Origin of the sequence: Dysgonomonas sp. GY75, from assembly GCF_015234155.1 — a bacterium.
GTDB classification, from domain to species: Bacteria; Bacteroidota; Bacteroidia; order Bacteroidales; family Dysgonomonadaceae; genus Dysgonomonas; species Dysgonomonas gadei.
Map to the genome: position 1 here is coordinate 141315 of NZ_JADCLQ010000012.1, position 20822 is coordinate 162136.

Here is a 20822-nt window from a genome sequence, read left to right on the forward strand (position 1 = left end):
ATGTCCGGTTTCATTCAATCTGACTATCTCTCCGAAATACAACAAATAGATAGCTCCGACCTATCATTAAGAAATAAATATATCCGTCTGAAACGGATACTTGAGAGAGGCTGCAAGGATATCACCGCCGGTGAATCTTTGCAGTTTCCCTCTTTATTCTCCCGCCTTGTCTTTATCAGTCAAAAATATGAATTGCCAAAATCATTGGAATGGCAGTTGCAGAATATACGCATAAAAGCATCTTTCCTGCAGCAAAACAATAAGAACCTGGTATCTCCCGGCCAGTATCAGCAAGCAAAGGAAGGTCTGGAAAATTTCCTTTTATATATAGAAGGCGAAAAACAGGATTTCAACTATGTGGAAGATACTGTTTTCGATTATGAACCTGTGCCGCACGATTTATCCAACAAGATACGTGTACAGGTATTGGAAATAGATACCGAAAACGAACTTCTTATATGCCAGTCCGAAAGCCTTATCGGAAAGAGTTTAATAGTGAGATACAACGTCTCTCCGGTTAATAATATATTCAATGAAACCATTGAACGCCTTTGGATTGGCGCGCAGCTCAACCTGATCGATGTAAAAACAGACGATGCGGGAGTCTATATTCCTAAAATGTTTGTACTCGAACCCGATTATCTGATAGATGCTTCGGCAATGGCAGAGTGCTTTCAATCATATGGCAGTTCATATCTGCACTATTTCCGCCGTAAATTCGAACCCAATGCAAACACTCATTACATACTATTGGGGAATCTTGCCAACTTCTTTTTGGATGAACTCATTTATGCCGGGGATGCCGATAGCCTGTCATTCGAAGAAATATTCATGAAATCATTCCGTTCCATGCCATTCGAATATGCAGCATGTAAAGAAATTAGCGATAACGGTGCTTTCAAAGAGTTTATGGTCAAAGCCCGGAGCCAGTTCGAAAACATAAAACGTGTAGTGTTGAACGATATGCCTGCAAACGGATTCGATGCGTCATCCTGTACGCTTGAGCCATCTTTCTTTTGTGAGAAATACGGGTTTCAGGGTCGGCTCGATTTACTTCAGCTATCAAATGACGAAACGGGTATAGATCGCATAATCGAACTGAAATCGGGGAAACCTCCTTATCCTCGCGAAGACGTGACCAAAATAGCGCCCAATCATGAGACACAAACGGCTATCTATCGCCTGATGATACAAAGTGTATTCGAGAAGGATGCACGACATATATATCCTACTATTCTTTATTCCTCGGCTGAAAATGCAGGAGAGAACATTCGCTTTGCCGCGATCTACCAGCAACTGGAAAAAGAAATTATAAATGTGCGGAATCTCATTGTAGCTACCGAGCATGATTTATATATCGGCGATACGCAACATGCAGAGAAAGTGTTCCGAAATCTTTTTAATCTGGATAATTACAGACGTGTCCCCCAGTTTTTTATAGACAAGTTGGCAGAGTTAGAAAAAGTAATAGATAAGGCTACTCCATTAGAGAGGATATATTTCTATCGCTATATCAGGTTCATCACCAGAGAGCTATATCTTCAAAAGACTGGGGACGAAGGCTATAATACATCCATGAGTGTATCCGCCTTATGGAATACTTCTTTTGAAGAACGGCAAGACTCTCTAGACCTCATTGCCAATCTTGAAATAGAAGATATCGACGATTCCGGCCGGGATATGATTATCCGCTTCAGCAGGGACAAAGATGAGTGTGTCAATTTCCGTGAAGGAGAAATATGTATTCTTTACCCCCGCCACAAAAGTGAAGAATCAGTACTGACAAATCAGATATTGAAAGGTACTGTAGTAGAGATCTCTTCATATCATGTAGTCTTGAGATTCAGATATAAACAACGAAACCGCAACTTCTTCTCCCGATACAAATACTGGGCTGTGGAACATGACAAGCTAGACCATAGTTATAACGCCATGTACAAGAGCCTGTATGCCTTTCTGTCCGCTCCCAATGACAAAAAAGAGTTATTACTTGGCTTGCGGGAACCGCTCTCATCCACCCTGTATGAATTAACGACGGATGCCACAAAAGAGGCAAAACAGAAGAACATCATAGATAAAGCGTTGGCTGCGGAAGATTATTTTCTGATTGTAGGACCTCCGGGAACCGGCAAAACATCTATTTTTGCCCGGCAACTGATAGAATGCTTATATGCCTTGAAAAATACAAATATCCTTGTAATAGCATATACCAATCGCGCTGTGGATGAATTATGCGCCTCCATCTGTCAGGCATTTAGCGAAAATGAAGACGAGTGTGACAAATATATCCGTATAGGTTCGGAACTCTCGTGCGGTGAAGGTTACCGTCATCGCCTGCTGCAAAATATCTCCCATCAGGCCGACAGTAGAAAAGAGTTGCTCCAAACCATAGATAATACTCGTATTTTTGTTGGTACCCTTGCGTCTATTACCGGGAAGCCAGAACTATTCGACTTGAAAAGGTTTAATATTGCTATCATAGACGAGGCATCTCAAATACTGGAACCACAGATTATCGGACTTCTACCCCTATTCGACAAATTCATTATGATAGGAGACCATAAACAATTGTCTACAATCACTTTACAGGATGAAAGTAAGTCGAAAGTGGAAGAGGCCGTATTAAACGACATTCAACTATCCGATTGCCGCGAATCCTTATTCGAGCGGCTGTTTCATATCTGCCAAAAACAAGGCTGGACACAAGCATATGATACCTTGACCTATCACGGAAGGATGCATGAAGATATTGCGTCCCTTGTCAATATAAGCTTCTATGACAATATGCTACATGCAGCTACTGACAGGCAATACAAGCCTTTGGCATATCAAACATACGACAGATCAGATAAATTACATTCATTAATCGCAACAAAACGGGTAGCCTTTCTCCCCGTCAGAGAAACAGACAACACAAACAATTCGGATAAGCTGAACAAACAGGAAGCAGATGTTGTTATCTCTTTAATAAAAGCAATACTTGAGATTTACAGACTTAACAACATGGCTTTTGACACCCGGAAGACCATAGGTGTAATAACTCCCTACCGTAATCAGATTGCCCTGATAAAGCATAAACTGGAAGAAACAGAAATTCCGGAACTGAACAACATTATGGTAGATACCGTAGAGCGCTATCAGGGTAGCCAGCGGGATATTATCATCCTTTCTTTTTGTTTCAACAAGCCATACCAACTGAGATTCTTTAGTAATCTGAACCGCGAGCGTACTGTAGACCGCAAACTGAATGTAGCTCTCACCCGGGCTCGTGAACAACTATTTATGATTGGGAATGATTATATCCTGAATCAGAGCCCAATCTACAGGGAGATTGTAAATAAGTCGGTTATCAATCCATGATAACTACATTTCGTCTAAAAAAGAATAAGCAATGACCAATAAAATAAAAGAATTACGGAGAATAGTCCCGGTACCGATGCATGAAGCCTTGCAGCTATTGAAAGCAAATGACGGGGATGTAGAAAAATGCGTCTATCTGTTCAAAGCCAAATCCATCAAAGAGATATGTGAACAAACAGGCTGTGATGAACAGACTGCCGCCGAATATTACGAAGCTGAAAAATTCGATATCAACAGGGCTGTATCTAATATCAAAGAAGATATCTATGATAAAAACTATCAGCCGATCGATGGTGTCACTAAAGAGAATATCGGTAATATCCTGCAATGGCTACGGGTCGTAGAAGCCGAAGATTTCGGGATATCCCTCGATTATCAACTGCTGGATAAAGCATTAGAGACATTGAGCCTTATTCCCTCATTAAATGATATTGCAACAAAAGTAAAAGCTGCAAAACAAGCTAAAGATTTGATATTTGAAGGCTATACGGATGCCGATAGCCTCGAAGATTTTGTTCGCAGACACCGAAAGCTGGATGATGATAAGGATTTCATAGAAGCGAACCGGATTGTCAGTCTTGGGATTACAGTGATCAAAGAGGAGCTATTAAGGCATGTACGAAACCTCAACTAAAAGACCTTAAAATAAGATACAAAGAGGTGCTGACTTTTACAATCAGCACCTCTTTTATTATAATGATCTTACGATTAAGCTTGCGCAAGTTCATGAGCCACAGCTTTCAACTTATCCTTCTCTTTATCTACTTCGAAGGATATAGTGCTGCCTTCCTTGGCTGCACCCGAGAGTATCAGTTCGGCTATTTCGTCCTCCACATAGTTTTGGATAGCACGCTTCAACGGACGGGCGCCGAATTGAACATCATAACCTTTATCGGCTAGGAAGTCTTTTGCCTCCTGAGTCAGCTCGATCGTGTAACCAAGTTCGGCCATACGTTTATAGAATCCTTTCAGCTCTATATCAATGATCTTTTCTATAGAAGACTTGTCCAGCTGGTCGAATGTGATGATATCATCCACACGGTTCAGGAACTCAGGGGAGAAAGTCTTGTTCAATGCTTTTTGAAGCACACTTCTCGAATACTCACGGTTAGCGGCAGACTGTTTATTGAACCCGATACCTCCGCCAAAGTCTTTCAACTGGCGTGTACCAACATTGGAAGTCATTATCAGTATCGTATTCTTAAAGTCTATCTTACGCCCCATGCTATCGGTCAAATGACCTTCGTCCATCACTTGCAACAAGATATTATACACATCGGGGTGAGCTTTCTCTATTTCATCCAGTAACACCACAGAATATGGTTTACGGCGCACTTTTTCACTCAATAGGCCACCTTCTTCGTATCCTACATATCCCGGAGGTGCTCCGACCAAGCGCGATACATTGAATTTTTCCATATATTCACTCATGTCGATACGGATAAGGGCATCGGCAGAGTCGAACAACTGTTCTGCAATCTTCTTTGCCAGATGGGTTTTCCCTACCCCTGTAGGCCCAAGGAACATAAACGAACCTATCGGACGATTAGGATCTTTCAGCCCTATACGGTTGCGTTGTATGGCTTTCACAATCTTGTTTACAGCTTCGTCCTGTCCTACTACCGCGGCCTTCAAGCTGTCCTGCATTCCTACAAGTTTAACCCCTTCCGACTCTCCAATACGTTGCACAGGCACCCCCGACATCATGGAGACTACTTCAGAAACCATCTCTGCATCTACAGTTTCCGGTTTTTCTTTCAGTGAAGCTTTCCATTCAGCTTCTGCCGCATCCAGTTTAGCCATCAACTGGCGTTGTGTATCCCGGAAGCTGGCTGCCAGTTCATATTTCTGAGCCTTCACCGCTTCACCTTTTTGTTCCACAACATCCTTTAGTTCCTTTTCAATATCTTCTATCTCCTTAGGAACATGTATGTTTGCGATATGCATACGGGAACCCGCTTCGTCCAGGGCATCAATAGCCTTATCCGGGAAGTTACGGTCTGTAATATATCTGTCGGTCAATTTCACACAGGCTGCGAGTGCATCTTCCGTATATTTCACATTGTGATGCTCTTCGTACCGCTCCTTGATATTATGCAATATCTGCAATGTTTCCTCAGCGGTAGTAGGGTCTACCATCACTTTCTGGAAACGGCGTTCAAGAGCTCCGTCTTTTTCTATATTCTTACGGTATTCGTCAAGCGTAGTTGCACCGATACATTGTATCTCGCCACGGGCCAATGCCGGTTTCAGCATATTGGCAGCATCCAGTGACCCGGTTGCCCCTCCTGCACCTACAATGGTGTGTATCTCGTCGATGAACAATATAATGTTCGGATTTTTCGACAATTCGTTAAGTATTGCTTTGATACGTTCTTCAAACTGTCCGCGGTACTTGGTACCGGCAACCACCGAAGCCATATCGAGAGCGATCACTCGCTTGTCGAACAATACACGTGACACTTTCTTCTGAGTAATACGCAAAGCCAGTCCTTCTACAATAGCAGATTTACCCACTCCGGGTTCACCTATCAGTATAGGATTGTTCTTCTTGCGGCGGCTCAGGATTTGCGCCAAACGTTCTATTTCCTTTTCACGGCCGACTATTGGGTCCAGTCTGTTTTCCAGTGCGGCTTTTGTCATATCCATACCGAAATTATCCAATACGGGGGTATCAGTTGCCTGACGCGGCTGTTGGGTATTCACATTTGAGCTACCGCCTACAGCTTCGTCGTCATCGTCGTCATCATCTGTGAAATCAGCTCCCATACGGGGCGATTCCTTGCTGTTTTTATGTATTATATCACCCATGCTTTTAATATAGGTGAAAGCTCCGTTGTAATCCATATGATTTTCTTCCAGTAACATCGCCGTAACATTGTCGTGATCTTTCAGAATAGCAAGAAGTAAGTGCTCGGAGTCAGTTTCCTGACTCTTAGTCAAACGCGCTTCCAGTATGCTCATCTTCAAAATCTTCTCAGTACTTTTACTTAATACGATCTCACTGTTTGGGTATGCATCCTCCTGTTGCTTTAATATGTTATTATCAATACTGTCTTTTAACTCAATTAGATCTATTCCGAAATCCTTCAATGCCTGTATGGCTAATCCTTCTCCGTTGCGGAGTATTCCAAGCATCAAATGTTCGGGCGCTAGATAATTCGTTTGCAGACGTCCGGCCTCCTCACGACTATAAGTCATGATTTTGCGAACTCTTGGTGAAAAATTATTTTCCATAACCGTCTTATTTGATGTTTTATGCAATTATGCGTATGTTACAAATATAAGATTTATTTCTAAAATGTATTTCAGATAAAATCTTAATAATCTAATTTATTATATTCAAACAAAAATGATGCCATAATGTTTACACCTGTTATGCAAATCTAAACACAATATTTCAAATTGTAAAACTTTAGGATATATATTTGACAATATGAATATTTAACCATTACAAAAATATTACATTAATGTTAAATAAATAATTTTAATTACTTTTTGCTTGATTATATAAAAATAGTTCTATACTTTTGTAAAGTATTTTTCATGGTATTAGATTTATGGTTAGGAGTGAAGATTGGTTGTCGTGAGACAACCATTCCTATTTTATAGGGTTTCGTTCCACCTATTTTCCGCCTTTTAAATTGGAAAACCGAAGACCAATTGATGCCTCTCTTTACCTCATTTCTTTATTCTGTTACTGTCCGTCATTTATATTGACTTTGCTTTCCCCTATCAATTTAAGTCATTTATTATCAATAATTAATATTAAAAAAGGTAACAAAGGTAACAGATATATCAGTGAACAGTTAGCAGTCATCAGTTAACAACTTGTATACCGTTTTTTATCTACTCGTATCTCATATAACTTTCAACTTATTACTCAATACTTACTAATTGTTAAAAGGTAACAAAAGTAACAGCTTTTTCACCCTTTGCACCCTTTGTGATTTTCTTCGTATACCTGGTGGTTAAAATTCTTTACCACAAGGGACACAAAGACTTACACAAAGAACACTATACAAAAAATAACAAAAGTGATAGCTTTTACGCATTTTAATTATTGAATCCTTAAACATCAAATTTTTTAAATCCTAAATCCAATACTTCAAAGAGCTGAATGCTAACAGTCCAAAGCCATCAGCTAATACATAGATAAAGTTCCCTATAAATATTTTACTACATTCACCTCAAAGCTAATATTAAGAGAAAAGATTATCTTTGCTGACTATGGAAGATACTTTCAGAACAATCGTCAATGCATCCAAAGCAATCTATACAGAAAAGCGAAGCAAATTTATAGCCTACGCTATTCCTGTATTGTCTGCCGATGAGGTTAAAGCTGAAATAGAAAAATTACGGAAAGAATATTACGATGCCCGCCATGTATGCTGGGCATACATGCTAGGTGCCGACCGAAAAGACTTCCGGGCAAATGACGATGGAGAACCCTCAGGCACAGCAGGAAAGCCGATCCTCGGGCAAATAAACTCCAATGAGCTGACAAATATCCTTATTGCCGTAGTGCGCTATTTTGGTGGGATAAAACTTGGCACAAGCGGACTGATTGTGGCATACAGAGAAGCGGCAGCCGAAGCAATCAGGGAAGCAGAAATAGTAAAAAAGACTGTGGATTGCCAAATTTCGTTTGGTTTTGAATATCCTTTTATGAATGATGTGATGAAAATCGTGAAAGATCTGGAGCCAACCATTTTAAATCAGAGCTACGAAATGGATTGCCTGATGACTCTCGAAATACGTAAAGCTAAATTCGAAGAATTGAGAAACCGTCTCGAAAAAGTAGAAAGTCTGAAATTTATTGAATAAAAAATAACGGCCATCCTCTGAAAGACAGCCGCTAAACTTAAAATATTTATTCTGAGCCTTAGATTATTCCCTGAGCCATTACAGCTTTAGCGACCTTCATAAATCCGGCGATATTTGCACCTTTCACATAGTTCACATAACCATCAGGCTCTGTACCGTACTTCACACAGTTCTCGTGGATATTAGCCATAATCCATTTCAACTTGCTATCTACTTCTTCTTCCGACCAGCTAAGACGCTCCGAATTCTGAGTCATCTCCAGACCAGATACAGAAACACCTCCGGCATTGGCGGCCTTACCCGGTGCATAAAGGATTTTTGCCTTCTGGAATACAGCAATGGCTTCCGGCGTCGACGGCATGTTTGCACCTTCCGAAACAGCAATAACACCATTCGCTACAAGTTTCTGCGCATCTTCGCCACTAATCTCGTTCTGTGTCGCCGAAGGCAAAGCAATATCGCCTTCTTCGCCCCAAGGGCGGGCACCTGCTACATATTTACACCCGTAAGTTTCGGCATATTCACTGATACGTCCCCTGTAAAGTTCTTTCAACTCCTTCACATATTCCAGTTTCTCTGCCGTAATGCCATCCGGATCGTAGATATAACCGCTCGAATCTGACAATGTTACAGGTATCGCTCCCAGTTCTATCAGTTTTTCACAGGTATATTGCGCCACGTTACCCGAACCGGACACAAGGCATTTTTTACCGCTTATATTTATATTTTTGGTTTTCAGCATCTCCAGCAGGAAATACACATTTCCATATCCTGTAGCTTCCGGACGAATCAAAGATCCCCCGAATGTAAGACCTTTTCCCGTGAAAGTTCCTGTAAACTCACGAGCCAACTTCTTATACATCCCGAACATATAACCTACTTCGCGACCGCCTACACCTATATCTCCGGCAGGAACATCCGTATCAGGACCGATATGACGCCACAGTTCCGTCACAAAAGCCTGACAAAAACGCATAACTTCGGAGCTCGACTTACCTTTAGGATTAAAATCTGAACCACCTTTACCTCCACCCATAGGCAGTGTGGTAAGAGAGTTTTTAAATGTTTGCTCAAATGCAAGGAATTTAAGTATCGAAGGATTCACTGATGCATGCAAACGGATACCACCCTTATACGGGCCAATAGCATTACTATGCTGCACACGGTATCCCATGTTGGTATGCGTATTTCCTTTATCATCGACCCATGTTACACGAAACGAAAAAATACGGTCCGGAATACAGAGCCTTTCTATCAGGTTAGCTTTTTCAAATTCAGGATGTTTGTTGTACTCTTCTTCAATGGATTCTAATACTTCATGCACTGCCTGATGGTACTCAGGCTCGTTTGGGAATCGACGTTTTAAGTCCTCTAGTACTTGTTCTACTTTCATTTCAATTTACGGATTTTGATTTATGGATGCTACAAATATAGAAAAAAAATATCCATTTGTTAACTTTTGTTTCAAAAAAGCGATAATTTATTCATTTCAAATTAAGAATAACCATATATTTACCATATATATTGTGACACAGATGCTTTTTAATATCGTTTTTTTCTTATTTTTGCGAATAATATAATTTAAAAAGAAATGACATATTTAATCACAGGCGGAGCCGGTTTTATCGGCTCGAATTTTGTGAAACACATGCTGGCCGTGTATCCGGATGCAAAACTTATCATATTTGATGCCCTCACATATGCAGGAAACCTTGGAACATTATCAGAAGAACTGAAAGATACCAGAGTTACTTTTGTAAAAGGGGACATTTGTGACAGGAATGCAACCGAGAAAGTGTTCTCGGAACACACTATCGACTATGTCATCAATTTTGCTGCCGAAAGTCATGTTGACAGAAGCATCGAAAATCCACAACTATTTCTGCAGGTGAACATTCTCGGTACCCAGAATTTGCTGGATACTGCAAAAAAACACTGGACAACAGGCAAAGATGAAAATAATTATCCTATATGGCGCAAAGGCGTAAAGTACCTGCAAGTATCTACAGACGAAGTATATGGATCGTTAGGCGACGAAGGCTATTTCACTGAAGCCACTCCCTTGGATCCCCGCTCACCATACAGTGCAGGCAAAGCCGGAGGCGATCTGATTGTGCGTGCCTATGGCGAAACATATAAAATGCCTGTGAATATAACTCGTTGTTCGAACAATTACGGCCCCTACCATTTCCCTGAAAAGCTGATCCCGCTTATTATACGCAACATCTTATCCGGCAAACAGCTGCCCGTATATGGAGACGGCAGCAATGTGCGCGACTGGCTATATGTTGAAGATCACTGTAAGGCTATAGACGCAGTTCTTCACAAAGGGCGCATCGATGAAGTTTACAATGTAGGCGGACACAATGAGAAAAAAAATCTCGATATAGTAAAGCTCGTTATCAAGACTATCCACGATATTATGGAAAAAGAGCCCCGGTACCGTGAAGTATTGAATAAAAAGGAAGTCGCTGCTGATGGCAGCATAGATATAAGCTGGATAAATGACAGCTTGATTTCATTCGTCAAAGACCGTCAGGGGCATGACCACCGCTATGCGATAGACCCCACAAAAATAAGCACGGAACTTGGGTGGCTGCCCGAAACAAACTTCGATACAGGCATTGTGAAAACAATCTACTGGTACCTCAACAACCAGACTTGGGTAGAAGAGGTTACCTCAGGTGACTATATGAAGTATTACAAGCAAATGTATGGAAACCGATAATATACACAATAAAAGATGGAACGCTTAAAAGCAATTCTGGCCGATAAAATACTGGATATATCATCCGCAAGTGGTGATGAAGTGAAGTCAAAAATAGACAAGATGCAACGTTTCCGTGACTTTGCTAACGCTTGCCAGACTCTGATGAAGAGATATCCTGCCATTGAGGACGAACTGATAAAAATGGTTGAAAACGGCGATTTTGACACTAAAGTTGCCTCATCACGTGTAGATACAATCATTCGTCTGACAGATACCGAAGCGGCACAGGCCGGCAGGATTGTCATACCTCAAATTACAGAACCTGAGAATACGGAAAACAATCCCGATGAGATTCTGATTACAGAAGAAGATGAAACTGCAGATCTGCCGGAGGAAAATGAAGGAGTATCTCAATATGCTTCTGTGGACGACATACCTATGGAGATTGTCCATACGGAAGATATAGATTACGAAGAATTACAATCCTCACCTGAAGAAGACACGGAAAATTATGTACCTTTCGAAGATATAAATCCGGTAGGTGAGACTGATGAAACCGGTATATCATTAGAGTCCGAAGAAAACTATGAATCGGAATTATATCCTGATTCCGAAACAGAACCGGATACAATTACCGAAGCTATCATAGAATCCGAACAGAAAGAAGTCAAAGTTGAAACATATGAGGAGGAAATCGAAGACGGATTAAGTGAAGAAGAACTTGCAGCCAGACGTAAAATCATTATTAAAAGAGTTATTCAGGTGGCAGGGCTTGTTGCTATAGTGGTAGCTTTGATTTTTATTGTTAAATTTGTGATGCTCCATTGGCAAACCATACTGATTATTATCGGTGTACTGGCTGTTTTAGCCATATTATTCTTCTGGTTTAAGCGAAAGCGGTAACCGGATTATGTCGAACCAATTATTCCCGAAATGGACTATTATAGGCAATTCTCGCTAAAAAATTACAATTCATTCAAGACAGAAGCATCGGCAAAGATATTTTGTCAGCCCAAAAATGTAGAAGAACTCCGAAGATGTCTCACAGAGCATCCATACGAACAAAAACTAATTATAGGAGGCGGCTGTAACCTCTTTTTCACAAAAGACTTTGACGGGCTTGTTATCCATCCCGAATTGAAAGGCCTTCGTGAAATATCGGACGAAGAGGAAGAAGACGAGGACATATTCATTGAAGTAAATGCGTCTGAAGATTGGGACGGATTTGTTTCCTATTGTGTCGAACGCGGTTTTGCCGGACTCGAAAACCTTTCCCTTATCCCCGGCACTGTAGGTGCCGCGCCCATCCAGAATATCGGTGCATACGGAGCAGAAGTAAAGGACGTTATCCACGAAGTTGTAGCCATAAATATGGTGACAGGTGAGGCGGTATCTTTCTCTAATGCGGAATGCGAATTTGGATACCGGGACAGCATCTTTAAACGTACGAACAAATACCTTATTATTTCAGTTGTATTCCATCTGAAACGGACTTTTGTTTATACACCGAAATACTTTGACCTGAACAAAGAACTGGAAGATATAGAAGAACCCACGATACAAGATGTACGCAACGCTGTAATACGCGTCCGTCAACGGAAATTACCGGACGAAAAAGTATTGCCTAATGCCGGCAGCTTTTTTAAGAATCCATATATAAGCCAGGAACACGTAGAAAAGATAAAGACTGATTATCCCGAACTCCCGGCCTTTTTACAGAAAGACGGATCGGTGAAGACATCAGCCGCTTTCCTTATCGATAAAGCCGGGTATAAAGGAATAAGAATCGGCAATATAGGCACATATCCTAACCAGCCGCTTATCATCGTGAATTATGGTTCTTCGGATGGAAACGACATTGTGCGTTTCATGCGTGAAATACAAAGTGCCGTAAAAGACACATTCAATATAGAATTGGAACCCGAAGTAAGAATATTTTGATGACTATTAGTCCATAGCGGTTAGCCTATAGCCATTTGTGCAAAAGCTAATAGCTAACAACTGATAGCTAACAACTAAACATATAACTAATAACATGGCATCATTTATCATACAAGGCGGTTGCCGCCTCAGCGGCGAAATAACTCCACAAGGAGCAAAAAACGAAGCATTACAGGTAATCTGTGCAGTATTACTCACACCAGAAGAAGTAATAATAGAAAATATTCCGGATATACTGGATGTAAACAACCTTATTGCCCTGCTGGGCGAAATGGGGGTGGAAACAAAGCGATTGGGAGAAGACACATGGTCATTCAAAGCCGAAAATGTAAATATCGATTATTTACAAACACCTGAATTCTTAAAGAAAAGTGCATCTCTCAGGGGATCGGTAATGATTATTGGCCCTCTCGTAGCCCGCTTCGGAAAGGCAATGTTGCCAAAACCGGGAGGTGATAAGATAGGCCGCCGCCGTTTAGACACTCACTTTATAGGCATACAGAAGTTGGGTGCCGACTTTGTATATGATGATGCTCAACAGATATATAACATCACTGCCGAGAAGCTGCATGGTACATACATGTTGCTTGATGAAGCATCGGTAACCGGTACGGCAAATATACTGATGGCTGCCGTATTGGCAGAAGGGGAAACAACGATCTACAATGCTGCTTGTGAACCATATCTGCAGCAGTTGAGCAAAATGCTGAATAAGATGGGAGCTAAAATTTCGGGCGTAGGCTCTAACCTGCTAAGAATAGAAGGAGTAGATTCTCTCGGAGGAGTAAAACACCGTATTTTGCCAGATATGATCGAAATAGGTAGTTTTATAGGGATGGCCGCAATGACAGGTTCTGAAATTACGATAAAGAATGTAGCATACGACGATTTGGGAATTATCCCCGACACTTTCCGCAGATTGGGTATCCATCTGGAAAGGAAAGGCGATGATATACATATCCCTGCTCAGAAAGAGTATGAAATAGACACATTTATCGATGGGTCTATACTCACTATTGCCGATGCACCGTGGCCGGGCCTGACACCCGACCTCATCAGTGTATTGCTGGTAGTAGCTACACAGGCAAAGGGCAGTGTACTGATTCATCAGAAAATGTTTGAAAGTCGCCTGTTCTTCGTCGATAAACTGATAGATATGGGTGCGCAGATCATATTATGCGATCCGCACCGGGCGACAGTTATCGGTACAGGCAAGCGTCCGATGCGCTCTACTACGATGACATCACCTGATATCCGCGCAGGGATTGCTTTGCTTATAGCTGCAATGTGTGCCGACGGAAAAAGTACAATCCATAATATAGAACAGATTGACCGTGGATATCAGAATATAGATGTCCGGCTCAATCAACTCGGTGCTAACATCATGCGATTGGATTAAAATATGATATAATACAATTTTTCAATTTTTACACTATGACAGAAAATGAGAAATATCTCTACGATCATTTCCTTATTAGTATAAAATCAGGATTTGATGCATTAGAAGATATTATTAACGATGCGCTGGAGGCTGTGGAAGATGAAGGCTGGGAGAGCGAAATTTCCGAAGAATGGATTCGTGAAACATTTGAAAGGGAGTACAAAAAGAATGAGGACGAGAGCAAAACATGGCAGCATCCGACTGATACGGAAAAACTACGCGTAGTATTCGATACCCTCTGCAAGGAAAAGATAGTTGCTTTGCACAACGCCGGATACACCCAGTCTGATGCCATCTATGACGTACAGGATGTATGGAAAGATCTGGAAGACGAAGGTATTAAACCTATCGGCTACTGTTATTACCACGGACAGGATTTAGAACGTGTGATAGAAACCGGAACGCTTTGTATCGGGTTCTATGGGGAAAAAGAGAAGAATGATAAAGAAGCCATTCTTATTGGCAATAAAGTAGTAGCAGCTCTTAAAGATGCAGGATTTACGATCGACTGGAATGGTTCTGCCTCAAAAAGAATAGAGATACAGGATTTCAAATGGAAAAACGTCTTTACATCGGATGACGATGTGGAAGAGAAATGGGGCTATGACCGCGTTTTGCAATTGATGGAAGAATAAAAGGACTCCGATAAGAATTATAAGGGGCTGATTACATATCAGTCTCTTATTTTTTATCCCGACTTGTCCAACAATCACAATGTAACCTTGCTATTAATAAAACAAGTAATTATGTTCATTCCGTTTGAAACGATAGCGTTGACGAGGTACAGGCAAAGGGTCCTGAGTAGAAATATCCCATCTGAGCAAGACCTCAATCATTTCGTTTTTTATATCGCCATAATTCTCATCCCTAAACAGGTTATTCAATTCAGACGGATCATTTTTCAGATTATAAAGCCGGCCGTTACCATCCATATCATATACCAGTTTCCAGTCTCCTTTGCGAAGCATACGCATGGTCCCACTCTGTGTCCATGTATTCAGTTCATCAAAGAATAAGCCTTTTTTACCCACAGCTCCCTCCTCTTTATAATCAGTTGCATCAGCTTTGGTATAATACATACCGCCGAATCCATCCTGAGCCATCACACTTGCAAATTCCTTCTCAGGAAACTCTTTTCCCTGCAACATCGGCCACAGGCTGCGTCCCTGCACTCCCACCGGAATATCTGCACCGATAACTTCACATACGGTAGGAAATATATCTATCAGGCTGATATGCGATTTCTGTGGCATTGCGGAGGCTTTTATCCCCGGCCCGGTCCACTGCATTGGTATACGGGTGATGGCATCATCCATACCTACACCCTTTTTCATCAATCCATACTCTCCTACATAATCTCCATGATCTGCAACGAATATAATGATCGTGTTATCATAAACTCCTTTCGCTTTCAAGTTACTCACAAAACGAGCCAACTGATCATCTATCATACGCAACATTCCATGATAAATAGAGCGTAAGCGTTGCAGATTCTGCTGATATCCGATGTGCCCCTGCCCCATCATTTCGGCAAGAAGCTGATATTCGGCTCCTTTCGTTTCCTGATCTTTAGCTGAACTTCCCATTTGAGGAAGTGATTCCGGTGGAAACATTGAATAATAAGGTTCACAGACCTGATAAGGATTGTGCGGCTCTGCTATCGAAAACCACATCAGAAAAGGCTTCTCTCCCTGAGAATCTATCCATTGGGAAGCATCATCTACCATACGGTAAGGCAACTGCCCTTCGGGGCCATAGGGCGAAGGAGTCATACTGGCATACATATCCAGTGTTCCCAGAAATTTATCGAATGCTTCGCCTATCTTACTTTTATTATTCGACGGCTGTCCTCCATGATCGTACGGACTCCAATAATCTACACGCTCAGGAGTCAGATGCGAATGGTTTTTACCAATCATAGCAGTCGCATATCCTTTCTCTCTTGCCACATCGAAAAGGTCTTTCGTATAATAAGCATCTTTAATATTATGATTGGACCTTACATGAGTAGAACCGGGAAAACGCCCGGTCAGCATAGACACACGTGCAGGACCACTGGCCGGCGCGGATGTGTATGCGCGGTCGAACCATGCTCCCTCTTTTGCCAGTTTATCGGCAAAAGGCATTGTATTCAGCGGGTATCCTTCCCGCTGCAACAAATCTGCACGCAACTGGTCTGCCATTATAATAATGACATTCGGATTCTTTGATGTATTTTGTGTGAAAACAGGAAGTATCACACATGTAGAAAATGATACACCTGCCAATATTTTTTCACCAATATTATTTATCATATTTTAGATTTCAGGATTTGCATACTTATTTACGAATTACGCGAGATTAAAGCCATATAGAACGATCAACACTAAAGATATCGGATAAAAAAGTAACACTTTTATCATTTACCCGAAACACCTATAAGACTTATAATCAATACAAAAACCTTTAAAAAGTAACAAAAGTAACAACTTTTTTCGTTTTTTTTACGCTGTCACTATTTTATCATATAACACACTTGTTTTCTGCATTGTATAGATAAAATAAATTTAGAAATGTAACACTTTATATCAATCCCATGGTACGGAGACTCAGATCAATTTCTCTCTCATCTCCTGTATGCTTTCCTGCAACATCTGATAGTTTTACAGCTTTCAAATAATTAGAGTCTTTCTTATGCACTTTCACATCAGTAAGCTTTATTACTATATTCAGGGGTTTTACTCCTACATCGTTAGAGAAGAATGTGCCGATACCGTATGTATCATGCATGCGCCCCGCCACATGATTCTTTATAGCCTTTACGGATTCCAGATTCAGGGAATCACTGAATACGAGGGTTTTTGATGTTGGGTCGATACGGTTTTTCTCATAAAACTGGATTGCTTTGTCTGCAAACACCAAGGGATCACTACTATCGTGGCGTACACCGTCAAACAGTTTTGCGTGTTTGAGACTGAACGAGTCAAAGAATGCGTCAGTCGTATATGTGTCCGTAAGTGCAATCCCCAGACTGCCGTCATATACATCCACCCATGCTTCCAGTCCTTTTATATTTGCCGAGCGGTATCCATAGATAGCCCCGTGATACATAAACCATTCATGCGGCATAGTACCGATAGGAGTAGTATTATATTTCATAGCCAGATACACATTACTTGTTCCTTTGAAATATTCTCCCGAATGGGCCTTCAGTGCCCCCACCACTTTGTCCTGTACCTCAAAGGAGAAACGGCGCCGTGTACCGAATTCCGAATAATCGGCTTCTATCCCACTCAGCGCTTTAGCTTTTACCACAGCTTTCTCTTCCACAGTTGCCGGCGTAACTCCGGTCATTTTGAAATACAACTCGGATATGATAGCTAACAATGGAACTTCCCACAATACAGTACGATACCAATAACCTTCTATAATTACGCTGAGGTCTCCCCCCTCTTGTACGATAGTGACCTCTTCGGGCTTATATCTGAATCCTTCGAGAAAGTCGACAAATACAGGATCAAAGAAATAGCATTTAGTCTTTACGAATTTCTTTTCTTCCTGCGTCAGTTTCAGATCGGCCATTGCTGCCACTTCTTCCCGCATTCTTTCGGCAAAACCTTCCGGAAACTGTGTCCCTCCCCGGTTGGTAAATGCATACTTGACATACGCCCACGGATATAGTTTCTGTATGGCAAGCATTACGGAGAATTTATAAAGGTCGTTGTCGGTGAAATGTTTAATTATCATACATCCGGATTTTTAATGAAATAACAAATATAAGTTTTTTATATAACAAAAAAACAAAAGCCGAAGTTGAATCGAAATCCAAAATCGGCTTTTATTATATAATTGAACGTTTTTAATCGAGTTTGTGTATCACCAGTCCCGAACGGAGTTTTGGTTCGAACCATGTTGTTTTCGGCGGCATAATATTTCCGGAATCGGCAATATCCATCAGTTGCTTCATGGTCACAGGATATAAAGCGAGCGCCAGTTTCATTTCACCGCTGTCGACACGTTTTTTCAATTCGCCTAATCCCCTGATCCCTCCGACGAAATCGATACGCTTATCCGAACGCAGGTCTTTAATCCCCAGTATCTCGTCCAGGATATATTTTGATGAGATGGTCACATCCAGTACACCGATAGGGTCGTTGTCGTCATAAGTGCCTTCTTTAGCAGTCAGACTATAACATTTACCTTCGAGGTAGACAGAAAAATTATGCAGTCCGGTAGGAGGTGTTATATCCGCACCTTTTTCTTCCACAGTGAAATGTTCTTTCAACTTTTTTAGGAATTCACCTGTTGACAATCCGTTCAGATCTTTCACCAGACGGTTATAATCTATTATATTTAACTGAGTATCGGGGAAACAAACTGCCATAAAGAAGTTATATTCTTCATCCCCCTTATGATCCGGGTTCTGTTTTGCTTTTTCCGCGCCTACCAGTGCCGCAGCTGCCGAGCGGTGATGTCCGTCAGCTATGTACAGGTCAGGTATTGTGGCAAAGAGTTCTGTAATCCGTTGTATATCGTTCTTATCTTTTATCACCCAGAAATGATGCCCCACACCGTCACTTGCTATAAAGTCGTATTCTGCTGTACCTGAAATGATTCTCTTTACTATATTGTCCAGTTCATTATTATCCGGATATGCAAAGAAAACAGGCTCTATATTGGCATTATTTATCCGTACGTGCTTCATACGGTCTTCTTCCTTATCCCTGCGTGTCAATTCGTGTTTTTTTATCCTGTCGTTCATGTAATCTTCCACATGGGAGCAAACAACAAGCCCATACTGCGTTTTTGCGTTCATTGTCTGGGCATATACATAGTAGTATTCTTCGGGGTCTTGTACCAGCCAGCCTTTTTCCTGGAATTTATTAAAGTTCTCTACCGCACGGTTGTAAACGTCCTGATGATGCTCGTCAATTATTGTTTCAAAATCAATCTCAGGCTTAATTATACGATACAGTGATTTCTCATTGCCTTCGGCTTCGAGACGGGCCTCGAGTGAGCTCAAGACATCATAAGGACGGCAAACTACTTCCTTTACAATACTTTTGGGAGGTCTTATTCCCCTGAACGGTTTAATTACAGCCATGACACTCTGTTTTTTATAATAAGGTTAAACAATACTTCAAATTAGGCATTGAGTTTTCAATAATGAATACTTTCTTTTTGTCAGTTACAAATATATAAAAACAATGAAAAACAAGAGTGGTTTTATCGAATAATTGATTCTAAATATGTTGTAAAAAACATTTTGACACCACCTTCAAAATAAAGGTAAGAATAATCCTTTTAAAATATGTTGTTTTAAGATATAATTACTAATTTTGAGAGCCTTAAGGCCTCGGGCCTTTTATTGATCCCGGCTGACAAGATAGCAATAAATCACTTATAATCAGAAAAATATATAATTAAATATTCACTTTTATTTAAATAACGCAGAAGAATACTAATTCCTAATTTTTATAACAATGAAGAAATATAATTTTAGTGCAGGTCCTTCAATTCTTCCTCAGCAAACAATAGAGGAAACAGCGAAAGCCATACTGGATTTCAACGGGTCGTCATTCTCTTTGATGGAAGTGAGCCACCGTGGGAAAGATTTCCAGGGAGTAATGGACGAAACTGTTGAGTTGTTCAAAGAACTATTGGAAGTACCCGCAGGTTATTCAGTAATCTTCCTCGGCGGAGGTGCCAGTCTTCAGTTCTGTATGATACCATACAACCTGCTGGAGAAAAAAGCAGCTTATCTCAATACAGGTACATGGGCTAGCAAAGCATTGAAAGAAGCTAAATTATTCGGTGAAGTAGTAGAAGTGGCAACATCAAAACCTGCCAACTTTACATATATTCCTAAAGATTATGTTATCCCTACCGACGCGGATTATTTCCATGTTACTACCAATAATACAATCTTTGGTACCGAATTACATAAAGACTTGGATTCTCCGGTTCCATTGGTAGCCGACATGTCTTCCGACATATTTTCCCGTCCTGTAAATGTTTCCAAATATGGTTTAATATATGGCGGCGCACAAAAGAACCTTGCCCCTGCCGGACTAACATTCGTAATTGTTAAAGACGAATTATTGGGAAAAGTAACTCGTCCGATACCGACAATGTTGGATTACCGCACACATATCGAAAACGGTTCTATGTTTAATACTCCTCCGGTAGTGCCTATTTACGGAGCTATGCAAACGTTGAGATGGCTGAAAGCTAATGGAGGTGTACCAGCCATGTACAAACGCAATAAGGAAAAAGCAGCATTGCTTTACAATGAAATAGACCGTAACCCTGTATTTAAAGGTACCTGCGCTATCGAAGACCGTTCACTGATGAATGTATGTTTTGTTCTTTCTTCGGAATATGAAGGAAATGAAGCTGCATTCCTTGAATTTGCCAAATCGAAAGGATTGTACGAACTGAAAGGACACCGTTCTGTCGGCGGCTTCCGTGCTTCCATATACAATGCTATGCCGATTGAAGGCGTACAGGCATTAGTGGATGCAATGAAAGAATTTGAAAAACAAATCGCAAAATAAAACAAGA

At 41.0% G+C, this 20822-nt stretch carries 14 protein-coding genes; 9 read left to right on the forward strand and 5 right to left on the reverse strand.

From position 1 onward, the window contains the following. Complete coding sequence (locus IR083_RS05960) at positions 1-3360, forward strand: DEAD/DEAH box helicase (RefSeq protein WP_194223628.1); 3360 nt, start codon at positions 1-3, stop codon at positions 3358-3360. Positions 3361-3391: 31 nt separating this feature from the next. Next, a complete protein-coding gene (locus tag IR083_RS05965; RefSeq protein ID WP_194223629.1) occupies positions 3392-3994 on the forward strand; it encodes a hypothetical protein in 603 nt (200 codons plus the stop codon). A 74-nt stretch (positions 3995-4068) separates the two neighbouring features. On the opposite strand, the gene IR083_RS05970 is transcribed toward IR083_RS05965, so the two are convergent. Further along, complete coding sequence (locus IR083_RS05970; RefSeq protein WP_006798480.1) at positions 4069-6597, reverse strand: ATP-dependent Clp protease ATP-binding subunit; 2529 nt, start codon at positions 6595-6597, stop codon at positions 4069-4071. A 993-nt stretch (positions 6598-7590) separates the two neighbouring features. On the opposite strand from IR083_RS05970, the gene IR083_RS05975 reads away from it, so the two are divergent. Further along, the gene (locus tag IR083_RS05975) at positions 7591-8187 is read left to right on the forward strand and encodes an IMPACT family protein (protein WP_194223630.1); all 597 of its coding nucleotides are present in this window, start codon (positions 7591-7593) and stop codon (positions 8185-8187) included. A gap of 58 nt (positions 8188-8245) precedes the next feature. Here the strand turns inward: IR083_RS05975 and IR083_RS05980 are convergent, their stop codons facing one another. Further along, positions 8246-9580: an NADP-specific glutamate dehydrogenase gene (locus IR083_RS05980; protein ID WP_194223631.1), complete on the reverse strand. Its 1335-nt coding sequence runs from the start codon at positions 9578-9580 to the stop codon at positions 8246-8248. A gap of 198 nt (positions 9581-9778) precedes the next feature. On the opposite strand from IR083_RS05980, the gene rfbB reads away from it, so the two are divergent. The 5 genes from rfbB (at position 9779) to IR083_RS06005 (ending at position 14914) form a co-directional block, all read left to right on the forward strand. Continuing rightward, positions 9779-10915, forward strand: coding sequence for a dTDP-glucose 4,6-dehydratase (gene rfbB / locus IR083_RS05985; RefSeq protein ID WP_194223632.1), 1137 nt, complete (start codon positions 9779-9781; stop codon positions 10913-10915). Positions 10916-10930: 15 nt separating this feature from the next. Continuing rightward, entirely contained in the window at positions 10931-11800 is an 870-nt protein-coding gene (locus IR083_RS05990) for a phage holin family protein (protein WP_194223633.1), read from the forward strand. Positions 11801-11830: 30 nt separating this feature from the next. Beyond that, positions 11831-12838, forward strand: coding sequence for a UDP-N-acetylmuramate dehydrogenase (gene murB, locus IR083_RS05995; RefSeq protein WP_006798485.1), 1008 nt, complete (start codon positions 11831-11833; stop codon positions 12836-12838). A 94-nt stretch (positions 12839-12932) separates the two neighbouring features. Beyond that, positions 12933-14237: a UDP-N-acetylglucosamine 1-carboxyvinyltransferase gene (gene murA, locus IR083_RS06000; RefSeq protein WP_006798486.1), complete on the forward strand. Its 1305-nt coding sequence runs from the start codon at positions 12933-12935 to the stop codon at positions 14235-14237. Between the two features lie 35 nt (positions 14238-14272). Then, on the forward strand, positions 14273-14914 hold the full coding sequence (locus IR083_RS06005; protein ID WP_194223634.1) for a DUF6891 domain-containing protein: 642 nt from the start codon (positions 14273-14275) through the stop codon (positions 14912-14914). Between the two features lie 93 nt (positions 14915-15007). Here the strand turns inward: IR083_RS06005 and IR083_RS06010 are convergent, their stop codons facing one another. The 3 genes from IR083_RS06010 to IR083_RS06020 form a co-directional block, all read right to left on the reverse strand. Next, a complete protein-coding gene (locus IR083_RS06010; protein ID WP_194223635.1) occupies positions 15008-16573 on the reverse strand; it encodes a sulfatase in 1566 nt (521 codons plus the stop codon). Between the two features lie 268 nt (positions 16574-16841). After that, positions 16842-18005 carry a nicotinate phosphoribosyltransferase gene (gene pncB, locus IR083_RS06015; RefSeq protein WP_194223636.1) on the reverse strand — a complete coding sequence of 388 codons (1164 nt, stop codon included), beginning with the start codon at positions 18003-18005 and terminating at the stop codon, positions 16842-16844. Between the two features lie 112 nt (positions 18006-18117). Next, a complete protein-coding gene (locus tag IR083_RS06020; RefSeq protein WP_194223637.1) occupies positions 18118-19362 on the reverse strand; it encodes a DUF1015 domain-containing protein in 1245 nt (414 codons plus the stop codon). Positions 19363-19741: 379 nt separating this feature from the next. On the opposite strand from IR083_RS06020, the gene serC reads away from it, so the two are divergent. Beyond that, positions 19742-20815 (forward strand): 3-phosphoserine/phosphohydroxythreonine transaminase, encoded by a 1074-nt coding sequence (gene serC, locus IR083_RS06025; RefSeq protein ID WP_006798491.1) that lies wholly within the window; start codon positions 19742-19744, stop codon positions 20813-20815. Positions 20816-20822: the final 7 nt, after the last annotated feature.